Raw genomic sequence first — 12,450 nt, 5'->3', positions numbered from 1 at the left:
GATCCGCCGGGACCGGGCGCGGAGGGACGGCGGGGACTCATCGGTGGGCGAACCGCGGGAACGCGCCGGCGCCGGCGTAGACCGCCGCGTCGTCGAGCTCCTCCTCGATGCGCAGGAGCTGGTTGTACTTGGCCACCCGGTCCGAGCGGGCCGGGGCACCGGTCTTGATCTGACCGCAGTCGGTGGCCACGGCCAGGTCGGCGATCGTGGTGTCCTCGGTCTCGCCGGAACGGTGGCTCATCATGCAGCGGTAGCCGTTGCGGTGGGCCAGCGCGACCGCGTCGAACGTCTCGGTCAGCGTGCCGATCTGGTTCACCTTGACCAGCAGCGCGTTGGCGGCGCCGGTCTCGATGCCCTGCTGCAGGCGGGAGGGGTTGGTGACGAACAGGTCGTCGCCGACGATCTGCACCTTCGAGCCGATCGCGGTGGTCAGGGCGGTCCAGCCCTCCCAGTCGCTCTCGTCCAGCGGGTCCTCGATCGAGACCAGCGGGTAGTCGTTGACCAGGCTGGTGTAGAACTCGACCATCTCGGCCGAGCTGCGCTTGCCGCCCTCGAACGAGTACACGCCCTCGCTGTGGAACTCGGTGGCGGCGACGTCCAGGGCCAGGCCCAGGTCGGTGCCGAGCACGTAACCGGCCTTGTCGATCGCGGTGGCGATCAGCTCCAGGGCCTCCTTGGTGCCGGCCACGCTGGGGGCGAAGCCGCCCTCGTCGCCCAGACCGGTGCTCAGGCCCTGGGCCTTCAGCACCGACTTCAGCGAGTGGTAGACCTCGGCGCCCATCCGCAGCGCCTCCTTGAAGGAGGGCGCGCCGAACGGGGCGATCATGAACTCCTGCACGTCCACGCCGCTGTCGGCGTGCGCGCCACCGTTGACGATGTTCATCATCGGGACGGGGAGGATGTGCGCGTTCGGGCCGCCCAGGTAGCGGAACAGCGGCAGCTCGGCCGACTCGGCGGCGGCCTTGGCCACGGCCAGCGAGGCGCCCAGGATCGCGTTCGCGCCCAGCGTGCCCTTGTTGTCGGTGCCGTCCAGGTCGAGCATGGCCTGGTCGATCATCCGCTGGTCGCTGGCCTCGAAGCCGAGCAGCGCGGGCTGGATCTGGTCGAGCACCGCGTTGACCGCGTTCTCGACCCCCTTGCCCAGGTAGCGCTTCTTGTCGCCGTCGCGGCGCTCGACCGCCTCGAAGGCGCCGGTGGAGGCACCGGACGGGACGGCGGCCCGGGAGATGGTGCCGTCGTCCAGGGCGACCTCGACCTCTACGGTCGGGTTGCCCCGGGAGTCGAGGATCTCGCGGGCGCCGACGGCCTCGATGGTTGCCATACTTCGTGCTCCTGATCGTGCGACGGTGGGCCGGACCGATGAGCCCGGCCGATGTGTCTGACCGTTACGTCTACGGAACGGAGCCTATCGCCAGCCATGCGTGCAGCCCCTCACCCGGGGCCGGTGTCCACCCACGGCCGGTGACGCTGTTCACCCGCTGTTCAGTCCAGCTGCAGCAGGGCCCGCAGGTGCCGGGGCGGTGGGGCGCCGTGGGCCAGGAGCTCGTCGTTGACCTCGCGCGGCGACAGTTCGGGACGGGCGGCGGCGAGCCCGGCGGCCAGGTCACGGATCTCGTGGTGGCCGACGTAGTAGGTGGACAGCTGGGTGGAGGTGAGCAGGGCCCGCCGCCACTTGCCGGCCGCCTCCCCCGCCTCTTGGTGACCGCGCGCCGTCATCAGCAGGATCGCCTCGTCCTCGGTCATCCCGTGGGCGTGCACCCGGATGTCCAGGATCGCGTTGATGGCACTGCGCAGCGCCGTCTTCAGCGACATCAGCCGCAGCCGGTCGTCGTCCTCCGCGCTCTGGCCCAGGCCGGCCGAGGAGATGAGTTCTTCCGCGCGGCCCGCCCAGCCCTCGGCGAACGTGCCGCTGCGGACGGCGGTGCGCACCGGGGTGCCCCCGCGGTAGCGCGCGGCGTGCGCCAGCTGCAGCGCATGCCCCGGAATCGCCTCGTGCGCCGCGAGATTGCGCAGCAGGTGCGCGTCGTACCCGCGCCCCTGGCTCGGGGCCACGGCGAAGAAGGTGGGCAGCAGGCCCTCGGCGGCCCCGGGCTCGAGCGGGCCGGGCGGGTCGCAGTAGGCCACCGCGATCCCGGCCTGCGAGGGCGGCATCTCGATCACCCGCACCGGGACCGGCAGCAGGGTGACCAGGTCGAGCTCGCGTACCCGGTCGGTGAGCAGGGCCAGCGCCTGCTCGCAGAACGGGCGCACCTGCTCGGGCGGGACCGGGGCGGCCGCGGCCACCTCGTCGAGCACCTCCCGCACCAGGCCGGGCGACATCGGGCGGCCACTGATCCGCACGGCCAGCTCGGCGATCTCCTCCTCGATCGCCTGCAGGTCGCTCTCGGCCCGGGTGAGCAGGGCGTCCGGGCTGGTCTCGGTGTCCAGCGTGTACCAGAGCCGGGCGGCGTAGTTGAGCTCGCCGAGCCGGGGGTCGCCGTCGCTGACCGGCAACTGGGCCTGCAGCCAGTCCACGTGCCGGTCGAGGGCCTCGAGGGCGTCGCGGCGGGCCTGCCGGGCCGGGCCGGCCAGCGACTCGTCCTGGGCCAGCAGGGGTTCCAGGTCTTCGGTGAGCAGCGGCACGGTGCTGCGGGCCCGCTCGATCGCGGTCTGCACCGACAGCCTGGGCATGTCGTGCAGCACCGACCGGGCCTGCTCGAGCCGGGCCGGGACCTGGCCCAGCCGGGCGGTCAGGGCGCGCAGCCGCTCCGGCACCGGGCCGTCCCGGCTGATCAGCGGGTGGAGCCCGGCCGCGGGCAGGTGCATCAGCGGATCGGACTCGAAGCGCCGCAGCTCGGTCTGTTCCCACAGCGTGCCGCTGACCCGGGTGCGCAGGATCTCCAGGTCGACCCGGTCGTCCGGGGTGAGCCCGGTGTCGTCCACGTCGTCCAGCGCCGACAGCGCGTCGACCAGCATCGAGGCCCGGCCGATGGTGGCCTCGACGGTCAGCTCGGTGGTGCGGTCGTCGTAACGGTGCTCGCCCAGCTCGGTGGCCGCCTCGGGAGCGGCCTCGAGCAGGGCGTCCAGCACCTTCGTGGCGGCATCACGGAACCGGGCCGTGACGATCGGGTCCTCACCGTGCTGCTCGCGCATGTCCCCCATCGTGCCGCACGTTCGCCCGGACAACCCGCCGGAGCGGGACTTACCAGCGGTTACCGGTGATCCGCTCGTAGACGTCGACGTAGAGCGCGCGGGTCTTCTCCACGATCTCCTCGGGGATCTCGGGCCCGGGGTAGGTCTTGTCCCAGCCGCTGCTCAGCGACCAGTCGCGGACGAACTGCTTGTCCCACGACTTCTGCGGCCCGCCCGGCGTCCAGGTGTCGGCCGGCCAGAACCGGGAGGAGTCGGAGGTCAGCACCTCGTCGCCGAGCACCAGCTCACCGTTCGCGTCGAGACCGAACTCGAGCTTGGTGTCGGCGATGATCACCCCGCTGCGGGCGGCGATCTCGGCGCCCCGGCCGTACACGGCCAGAGTCAGCTGCCTCAGCCGGTCGCTCAGGTCGGCGCCCTGCTGGGCGACCACCTCGTCGAAGGTCATGAACTCGTCGTGGCCCTCGCTGGCCTTGGTGGTGGGGGTGAACACCGGCTCGGGCAGCTTCGAGCCCTCGAGCAGACCGTCCGGCAGCGAGACCCCGGAGATCGCCCGGTCGCGGCGGTACTCCTCCAGGCCCAGCCCGGCCAGGTAGCCACGGGCGATGCACTCCACCGGGATCATGCTCAGCCGCTTGCACCGCACGGCCCGGCCGGCCCACTCCTCGGGCACGTCGGTGGCCGAGATGATGTGGTGCGGCACCAGGTCTTTCAGCTGCTCGAACCACCACAGCGAGAGCTGCGTGAGGATCGCGCCCTTGTCCGGCACCGGGGTGGGCAGGACCACGTCGTAGACGGAGACCCGGTCGGAGGCGACCAGGATGATGTCGTCGCCGTCGGCGTAGACGTCACGCACCTTGCCGGAGTGGAGCAACTGCGGGCTCATCGGGAACTGCCTTTCCTTGACGCGAGGAAGGACAAACTACTGCCCCGGCGGGACCATCCGGCCCAGCGCCGAACGCAACGCGGCCTCCGCGTCCTCGCCGGAGACCCGGGCCAGCGCGACCAGCCGCAGCAGCGCCGCCGCCAGTTCGTCGCCCTTGGCCGCCTGCTCGATCGCCTGGTCCACGTCCGCCCCCGCGCGGGTCAGCCGGCCGAGCATCTTCTGGGCCTTGGCCAGCGCGGGCAGCGTGGCCGGGATGCCCTCGAACCCCTGCCGCCCGGACTTCTCGGCGGCCTTCAGCGTCTCCCACGACACCTCGACGTCGGCCGCGGAACCGGCGGTGGCGTCGCCGAAGACGTGCGGGTGCCGGCGGACCAGCTTGGCCACGATGTCCGCCGCCACGTCGTCGATACCGAAACCGGCGCCGTCCTCGGCCACCCGGGCGTGGAAGACCACCTGCAGCAACAGGTCGCCGAGTTCCTCCTGCAGGTGGGCCGGGTCGCCGGACTCCACCGCCTCGATCACCTCGTGCGCCTCTTCCAGCAGGTAGGGCAGCAGCGAGGTGTGGGTCTGCTCGGCGTCCCACGGGCAGCCGCCGGGCGAGCGCAGCGTGTCCATCACCGAGACCAGGTCGAGCAGCCGGGCCCCGGGCAGGTCGTAGGAGCCGGTGAGGACCTCGACCTCGGGCGGCACGGCGGCCACCGCCCGGCGGGAAAGGTGCTCGGCCAGGGCGTCGGTCAGGCCCGGATCGCCGTCGTCGCTGCCCCACCAGACCAGTTCGCGCCCGGCCGAGGCGTCTTCGACCAGACGGCCGGCCCGCTCGCCGACCCCCAGCCCGGCCACGTCGAGCGGCACCACCCCGGCCGCGGCGAAGGCCTCCAGCCAGGCCGGGTCGGGGTCGGCGGCGAGCACCGCGTCGGCGGCCCGCAGCTTCTCCCAGGCGGCGAAGGTGAGCAGCCCCGGAGCGGTTCGCGGGGTGGTCAGCAGCAGCACGATGCGGCCGGAGTCGGGGAGCGCCTCGCTGAGGATCTCCCCGGCCCCCGGGCCACCGACCGCGGCCTGGTCGTGGTCGGGTTCCACTACGGCGCGGAGGTCTCTTCAGGGACCGGCGTCTCGGTGCCGGGCTCCACCGGGGTCTCGGGCTCGACCGGGGTCTCGGTGTTCGGGTCGGCCGGAGCCGGGACCGGGACCTCGGCCGGCTCGGAGGCCTCCGGGGCCTTCAGCCACTCCGGCGAGGCCTGGGTGATGGTGAAGGTGGAGTAGTCGATGCCGTTGCCGTAGCGCGGGTTGATGTGCACCCCCTGGGCCTTCAGCTTCTCCTCGATGCCCGAGTAGGTGTCGGTGATCTCGGCGGCCGCCCGGTCGGTCTGCAGGGCGGTGTTGGCCAGGTTGGCCCGCCACACCTCGACCCCGGCCTCGCTCAGGTCGGCGGGCTGCACGGCCCCGGAGGAGGAGATGTCCAGCCGGGCGTCCTGTTCCGAGACGCCGCGGCCCAGGTCGGCCGCGGCCTGGCTCAGGTACGGCTGCAGGATCAGCAGATTCAGGATCTGCGCCTGGGTCACCCCGGCGTCCTGGCCGACCAGCGGCAGCACGTCCCGGTAGCCCTCCTGGACCTGGGCCACCGAGATCCGGCGGTCACCCACCACCGCGGCCGCACCCGCCTGGCTGCTGCCGCAGCCGGAGAGGGTCACGGCGAGAACGGCGCTCGCCCCTGCCACAAGAGCGCCCACCCGGCGCCGGGTCGCAATCACGCACGGAATGCTATCGCCCGAGCACGCCGGCACCAGACCCCGGGGTGACCTTCACAACAAACCTTCAGCCAACGGACGTCCACATCGCCTCACGCTCGACCCTCACCCCACCCCCCGGGCAGGGCACGCCCGGACTGCGAGATCGGATGCCAAAAGTGTTCCCTGGGGCCACTTTTGTCATCCGATCCTGGCGATGAGGTCTGCCCAGGGGCGATGCGAGCCCGGCCCGCACCAGAACCCGGCCACCGGCCTCAGGTGCCGCTGGGCACCTGAGGCCTGACCGACGTCCAAAAGCTACTTACGTGACCCCACCGCGGCCGCAGCCTTCACCGACGACAGCAGCACCGACTCGATGAACTCCCGCGCCCAGTTCAGCACCGCCACGTCGCGCAGCGGCCGGCCGCCGATCCGCGCCGTGGTCGGCCCGGGCACCAGCACCGTCTTGGTGGCGGGCTTGTCCTGCGTGCCGGGGTAGAGCCGGTGCAGGCGCAGCCGGGCCGAGTCGGGCAGGTCGATCGGGCCGAACCGGATCGCCTTGCCCATCGTGGCGATCTCGGTGAGCCCGGCCTGGCGGGCCAGGATCCGAAGCCGGGCGACCTCGAGCAGGTTGGTCACCACGTCGGGCAGCGGACCGTACCGGTCGACCAGTTCGGCCTTGACCGCGTCCAGGGCCTCGTCCGAGGCCACCTCGGCGAGCTTGCGGTAGGCCTCCAGCCGCAGCCGCTCGTCCGGCAGGTAGGCGGTGGGCAGGTGCGCGTCGACCGGCAGGTCGATCTTGACCTCGTGGTGCTCCTGCTCGTTCTCGCCGCGGAACTCGGCCACCGCCTCGCCGACCAGCCGGATGTACAGGTCGAAGCCGACGCCGGCGATGTGCCCGGACTGCTCGCCGCCGAGCAGGTTGCCGGCGCCGCGGATCTCCAGGTCCTTCATCGCCACCCGCATACCGGCGCCCAGGTCGGTGTTCGCCGCGATCGTCTGCAGGCGGTCCAGAGCCGTTTCGGTGAGCGGCTTCTCGGCCGGGTAGAGGAAGTACGCATAGGCCCGCTCGCGACCTCGCCCGACCCGCCCGCGCAGCTGGTGCAGCTGCGAAAGGCCCATCATGTCGGCGCGTTCCAGGATCAGCGTGTTGGCGTTGGAGATGTCCAGGCCGGTCTCGATGATCGTGGTGCAGACCAGGACGTCGAAGCGCTTCTCCCAGAAGTCGACCATCACCTGCTCGAGCTGGTGCTCGCCCATCTTGCCGTGGGCGGTGGCGATCCGGGCCTCGGGCACCAATTCGTGCAGCCGGGCGGCGGTGCGGTCGATCGACTCCACCCGGTTGTGGATGAAGAAGACCTGGCCCTCGCGCAGCAGCTCACGACGGATCGCGGCGGAGATCTGCCGCTCGTCGTAGCCGCCCACGAAAGTCAGCACCGGGTGCCGCTCCTCGGGCGGCGTGGCCAGTGTGGACATCTCCCGGATACCGGTGACCGCCAGCTCGAGCGTGCGCGGGATCGGGGTGGCGCTCATCGCCAGCACGTCGACGTTGGTGCGCAGCTGCTTCAGCCGCTCCTTGTGCTCGACGCCGAAGCGCTGCTCCTCGTCGATCACCACCAGGCCGAGGTCCTTGAACTTGATCTCGCCGGTGAGCAGCCGGTGGGTACCGATCACCACGTCGACCGAGCCGTCGGTGATGCCCTCCTTGACCGCGCGGGCCTCGGCCTCGGTGGAGAACCGGGACAGGCCCTTCACGTTCACCGGGAAGTTCACGTAGCGCTCGACGAAGGTGTCCAGGTGCTGCTGCACCAGCAGCGTGGTGGGCACCAGCACGGCCACCTGCTTGCCGTCCTGCACCGCCTTGAACGCCGCCCGCACCGCGATCTCGGTCTTGCCGTAGCCCACGTCACCACAGATCAGCCGGTCCATCGGGACCGTCTTCTCCATGTCCCGCTTGACCTCTTCGATGGTGACCAGCTGGTCCGGCGTCTCCACGTAGGCGAAGGCGTCTTCCAGCTCGCGCTGCCACGGGGTGTCCGGGCCGAAGGCGTGCCCGGAGGTGGCCATCCGGGCCGAATAGAGCTGGATCAGCTCGCCGGCGATCTGCTTGACCGCCTTGCGGGCCCGGCCCTTGGTCTTGGCCCAGTCCGAGCCGCCCAGCTTGTTCAGCGACGGCTGCTCGCCGCCCACGTACCGGGTGACCTGGTCGAGCGCATCGGTGGGCACGAACAGCCGGTCGCCCGGCTGGCCCCGCTTGCTCGGCGCGTACTCGATCACCAGGTACTCGCGGGTGGCCCCGGCCACGGTGCGCTGCACCAGCTCGACGAACTTGCCCACCCCGTGCTGCTCGTGCACCACGTTGTCGCCGGTGGTGAGCTGCATCGGGTCGACCACGTTCTTGCGGCGCGCCGGCATCCGGCGCATGTCCTTGGTGGTCGAGCCGGGAGCGCTGCCGCCGGTCAGGTCCGTCTCGGTGAGGACGGCCAGCTTCAGTTCGGGGGCGATGAAACCCTGGGTGAGTCGCCCGGTCCCGACCGCCACAACAGAGGACGCCGGTGGCTGGGAGAGGTCCTCGACCGCGGTTGCGGCGAGGTCGGCCTCGGTGAGCATCTCGACCACCCGCCGGGCCAGACCACTGCCCTCGGTGATCACCACGACCCGCCAGCCCTCGTGCAGCCAGCCGCCGATGTCGGCGATCGTGCGCTCCCGGTCGCCGCGGTAGGGCTCGGGGGCGCTGATCTGCGGGACCAGGACCAGGGCGCCCTCGTCGCCCTCGTCGTGGGCCGCCTGCCCGGTCTCGTCCAGACCGAACGGGGAGACCGTCCACCAGGGCAGGGCCCGCTTGAGGGCGTGGGCGCGCACGTCGGCCAGCGACCAGAACGAGGCGGTGCCCAGCACCGGCTCCAGGTCGACCGGGACGGCGCTGCCGGCGGCCGCGCTCAGCCAGCTCGCCTGCAGGAACTCCTCGCTGGTGGCGACCAGGTCGTGGGCCCGGGCCCGGATCCGCTCGGGATCGGCCAGCAGCACGTGGGTGCCCTCGGGCAGCACGTCGAGCACCGACTCCATCGCGTCCACCAGGACCGGGGTGAGCGACTCCATGCCCTCCACCGCGATCCCGGCGGCGACCTTGCCGAGCAGGTCGGCCACGCCGGGCAGGCGCTCGGCGAGCTCGGCCGCCTTCTGCCGCACCGAGTCGGTCAGCAGCAGCTCACGGCACGGCGGGGCCCACAGGCCGGACTCGGCGACGTGCAGGCTGCGCTGGTCGGCCACCGCGAAGTAGCGGACCTCCTCGACCTCGTCGCCCCAGAACTCCACCCGCAGCGGGTGTTCCTCGGTGGGCGGGAACACGTCGAGGATGCCGCCGCGCACGGCGAACTCACCGCGCCGCTCGACCAGGTCGGTGCGCGAGTAGGCGGCCGCGGCCAGGCGCTCGACCACCTCGGTGAGCTCGGCCTCCTGGCCGGCGTGCAGGGCCACCGGCTCGAGGTCGCCCAGACCGCGCACCACCGGCTGCAGCACCGCCCGCACCGGGGCGACCACCACCCGGACCGGGCCGTGCTCGTCCTGCTCCGGGTGGGCGAGGCGGCGCAGCACGGCGATCCGCCGGCCCACCGTGTCGCTGCGCGGGCTCAGCCGCTCGTGCGGCAGCGTCTCCCAGGCCCCGAACTCGGCCACCGAGTGCTCGGGCAGGAAGCAGCGCAGGGCGCCGGCCAGGTCTTCGGCCTCCCGGCCGGTGGCGGTGACGGCCAGCACGGTGCGCCCGGCGCCCTGGGGCGGCGGGGCGGCCAGCGCGGCGGCCAGAGGCGCGCGCAGGCCGGGCGGACCGGTCAGGTCGAGCAGGGGTTCGCCGCCGTCGCGGGCGATCCGCAGGACGTCGCTCACGGCGCGGTCGGCGCCGAGCAGGTCGAGGATTCCGGTGAGGCTCATGGCTCCGGTGACTTGATGCAGGGTTTCTATGCGAACAGCACAACGGGCCGGACTGCACAGACAGTCCGGGCCGCAGTCAGCTTACGGCGATTTCCGGTCCGGGGCGGAGCCCGGCGGCCGGCTTGCAAGGATGCGATTTGCGCAGGCCGAGCGGGTGACGGCGGATTCCGCCCAGGTCGGAGGCAGAAAACTGGCCGACAAGTGGCGGGCATCTTTTTTGTCGACACGGCACTCTTCCGGCCACCAGAATTCTGGGATCTGGCGCAAATCGGTGCGACTCATAAAATGATCCGGATCCGGAAACACACTCGGCACGGGGCCGGGATTCCGGCGCCTGTCGAATCCCCCCGCGGGAAAGAGACGCCTGGCATCTGTGGAGGGGGCACGTGCACGATCCCGGGTACGAGAGATCTTTGAAGGTTGTCTACGATCGGATCGCACATAATTTCAGCCGGGCCGAACCAAGGAAGCGGGCCTGGAACTATCTGGTCGATCTTCCCAGGGCGCATTCGGCGGGGCTGCGGCGTGGTGAGACGGTCGGCCACTATTCCGGGGAGATCCGGGCCGACGGGGTGCAGCGGCTGCTCACCTCGGCCCGGTGGGACGAGTTCTCGGTGCGCGAGGAGCTGCGGTCCATCGCGATCCAGGCCGGGGGGCGCACCGGGGGCACGCTGTTCCTGACCGAGATCGCCTTCCCCAAGAAGGGCCGCAACGCGGTCGCGGTGGAGCGGCAGTACAGCCACGACACCCAGCGGGTGGAGAACTGCCAGATCGGTCTCCTGCTGTTCTACCTCACCGCCGACCGGCAGGCTTTTCTGATCGACTCGGAGCTGTATCTGCCGCCGGCCTGGGTGAGCGACCCGAAACGGCGTGAGCAGGCGCAGATCCCGCCGGAAGTGGTTTACCGCAGCAAGTCGGCGATCGCGGCGGAGATGATTCGCCGGGCCTGGGAAAGCTCGATCCGCCCGGTCTGGGTGGCCTGCAATCTGGTCTGCACCGAGAAGGCCATCCTGCACCGGCTGCTGCGCCGTTACGGGGTCCAGCACCTGGTGGCCGGCAGTGCGGGCGAGATGCAGGCGGGCGGGGTGGGCCAGTTCGGCCAGTTCGGCAAGACCCTGACCGACGAGTCGCTCAGTCCCCCGGCGGCCGGGACGGTGCCCGGTCACGAGATGCTCCAGCTGCGCAACACGGTGCTGCACCGGTTCTCCACCCGCAGCGCCGACCCGGCCCGGATCGAGATGTCGTACCTGATGCTCTCGGGCACCAGCCGCAACGCCCGGGCGCGCTCGTACTACACGGCCTACCTACGCCCGCACGCCGGGCTGGCCGAGGTGGTGCCGATCGTGCAGCTGATCGAGGGGGCGGCCGCGCACTGCCGGGCGGTCAAGCAGAAGACCGGGCTGGGGCACTACGAGGTGCGCAGCTGGCGGGGCTGGTACCGGCACGTCACGCTCGCCTCGGCCGCACAGATGGCCCTGGAGCTGGCCCGGCACGACAACCACGGCGACCTACGGCCGCAGTACGTCGACCTGCGCGACGTGGCCTACTCGGGGAAAGGCCAGACCGCCGTCTGAAATCGGTACCGACCAATAACGGACGTCTGTGAGCAAGTCGTGCTCACAGGCGTCCGTTGTTTGTGTGGTCCGGAACAACACGCTTACGGACGCCTGTGCGCGCCACCCGCACACAGGCGTCCGTTAGTTCGTGGTTCTCTCTACAGACGCGCGAGCGGCGTGTGCTCCGCAGGAACCTGCTCCCCCTCACGCACCGGCCCGGGCGGGGTGCCGTCGCCGAAGGGGCGGCCACCCAACTGCTCGCGGTGGTGCGGCGTGAGCCAGTTGGCCAGGCCGGGCCCGGCCGGGACGATCTGGGTGGGGTTGATGTCCTCGTGGACCACGTAGTAGTGCCGCTTGATGTGGTCGAAGTCGATCGTGTCGCCGAAGCCGGGGGTCTGGAACAGGTCGCGGGCGTAGGCCCAGAGCGCGGGGAACTCGATCAGCTTCTGCCGGTTGCACTTGAAGTGCCCGTGGTAGACCGGGTCGAAGCGGGCCAGCGTGGTGAACAGCCGCACGTCGGCCTCGGTGATCGTGTCGCCGACCAGGAAGCGCTGCCCGGTCAGGCGCTCCTCCAGCCAGTCGAGCGCGTCGAACAGCCGCTTGTAGGCCCGGTCGTAGGCCTCCTGGCTGCCCGCGAACCCACAGCGGTAGACCCCGTTGTTGACCTCCTTGAACACCTTGAGGGCGACCTCGTCGATCTCCTCGCGCAGGTGCTCGGGGTAGAGCTGGGGAGCGCCCTCGCGGTGGTGCTCGACCCACTCGGTGGAGAAGTCGAGGGTGATCTGCGGGTAGTTGTTGGTGACCACCTGCCCGGTGGGCACGTCGACCATCGCCGGCACGGTGATCCCGCGCGGGTAGTCGGGGAACCGGGCGAAGTAGGCGTCCTGGATGCGCGGGATCTGCAGCACCGGGTCGAGCCCGCCCGGGTCGAGGTCGAAGGTCCAGCTGCGGCGGTCGTGGGTGGGGCCGCAGACCCCCATCGAGATCGCGTCCTCCAGCCCGAGCAGCCGGCGCACGATGATCGCCCGGTTGGCCCACGGGCAGGCCCGGGCCACGACGAGCCGGTAGCGGCCGGCCTCGACCGGGTAGCCGTCGGCCCCGTCCCGGGTGATCCGGGTGGCGATGTAGTTGGCGTCGCGAGTGAACTCCTGCCCACTCGTGACGTACGCACCGGCCGTGGAGTTCTCCGAGTTTTCGTTGCTCACGCAACCATTCTGCCCTCTCGGCG

The 12,450-nt window shown here is 71.3% G+C and carries 8 protein-coding genes; 1 reads left to right on the top strand and 7 read right to left on the bottom strand.

The window, feature by feature from the left end:
• Nucleotides 1–37: 37 nt before the first annotated feature.
• From eno to mfd, 6 genes are all read right to left on the bottom strand, one after another.
• The gene (gene eno / locus QSK18_RS08275) at nucleotides 38–1,321 is read right to left on the bottom strand and encodes a phosphopyruvate hydratase (RefSeq protein ID WP_232809377.1); all 1,284 of its coding nucleotides are present in this window, start codon (nucleotides 1,319–1,321) and stop codon (nucleotides 38–40) included.
• A gap of 161 nt (nucleotides 1,322–1,482) precedes the next feature.
• A complete protein-coding gene (locus QSK18_RS08270; protein ID WP_285617639.1) occupies nucleotides 1,483–3,132 on the bottom strand; it encodes a DUF885 domain-containing protein in 1,650 nt (549 codons plus the stop codon).
• A 49-nt stretch (nucleotides 3,133–3,181) separates the two neighbouring features.
• The gene (locus tag QSK18_RS08265; RefSeq protein WP_232809379.1) at nucleotides 3,182–4,015 is read right to left on the bottom strand and encodes a phosphoribosylaminoimidazolesuccinocarboxamide synthase; all 834 of its coding nucleotides are present in this window, start codon (nucleotides 4,013–4,015) and stop codon (nucleotides 3,182–3,184) included.
• A gap of 36 nt (nucleotides 4,016–4,051) precedes the next feature.
• Nucleotides 4,052–5,092 carry a nucleoside triphosphate pyrophosphohydrolase gene (locus tag QSK18_RS08260; RefSeq protein WP_285617637.1) on the bottom strand — a complete coding sequence of 347 codons (1,041 nt, stop codon included), beginning with the start codon at nucleotides 5,090–5,092 and terminating at the stop codon, nucleotides 4,052–4,054.
• Nucleotides 5,092–5,763 carry a SurA N-terminal domain-containing protein gene (locus QSK18_RS08255; RefSeq protein ID WP_285617636.1) on the bottom strand — a complete coding sequence of 224 codons (672 nt, stop codon included), beginning with the start codon at nucleotides 5,761–5,763 and terminating at the stop codon, nucleotides 5,092–5,094. Before QSK18_RS08255 ends, QSK18_RS08260 begins: the two co-directional genes overlap by 1 nt.
• 294 nt (nucleotides 5,764–6,057) lie before the next feature.
• Nucleotides 6,058–9,666, bottom strand: a complete 3,609-nt coding sequence (gene mfd / locus QSK18_RS08250) for a transcription-repair coupling factor (RefSeq protein WP_232809382.1) — start codon at nucleotides 9,664–9,666, stop codon at nucleotides 6,058–6,060.
• Nucleotides 9,667–10,052: 386 nt separating this feature from the next.
• Here mfd and QSK18_RS08245 point away from each other — a divergent pair, with 386 nt between their 5' ends.
• Nucleotides 10,053–11,240, top strand: a complete 1,188-nt coding sequence (locus QSK18_RS08245) for an IS701 family transposase (protein WP_456298970.1) — start codon at nucleotides 10,053–10,055, stop codon at nucleotides 11,238–11,240.
• Between the two features lie 140 nt (nucleotides 11,241–11,380).
• On the opposite strand, the gene QSK18_RS08240 is transcribed toward QSK18_RS08245, so the two are convergent.
• Nucleotides 11,381–12,427, bottom strand: a complete 1,047-nt coding sequence (locus QSK18_RS08240; protein WP_285617633.1) for a glutathione S-transferase family protein — start codon at nucleotides 12,425–12,427, stop codon at nucleotides 11,381–11,383.
• Nucleotides 12,428–12,450: the final 23 nt, after the last annotated feature.

Origin of the sequence: Kineosporia sp. NBRC 101677 (genome assembly GCF_030269265.1) — a bacterium.
Lineage (GTDB): Bacteria > Actinomycetota > Actinomycetes > Actinomycetales > Kineosporiaceae > Kineosporia > Kineosporia rhizophila.
Note: the sequence above shows the minus strand (reverse complement) of the source record. Positions and strands in the feature narration are given on the sequence as shown.

What these genes read in the sequence shown, in the direction of transcription:
- QSK18_RS08265 (WP_232809379.1), bottom strand. Translation starts at nt 4,015, where the DNA reads ATGAGCCCGCAGTTGCTCCACTCCGGCAAGGTGCGTGACGTCTACGCC.
- QSK18_RS08270 (WP_285617639.1), bottom strand. Translation starts at nt 3,132, where the DNA reads ATGCGCGAGCAGCACGGTGAGGACCCGATCGTCACGGCCCGGTTCCGT.
- mfd (WP_232809382.1), bottom strand. Translation starts at nt 9,666, where the DNA reads ATGAGCCTCACCGGAATCCTCGACCTGCTCGGCGCCGACCGCGCCGTG.
- eno (WP_232809377.1), bottom strand. Translation starts at nt 1,321, where the DNA reads ATGGCAACCATCGAGGCCGTCGGCGCCCGCGAGATCCTCGACTCCCGG.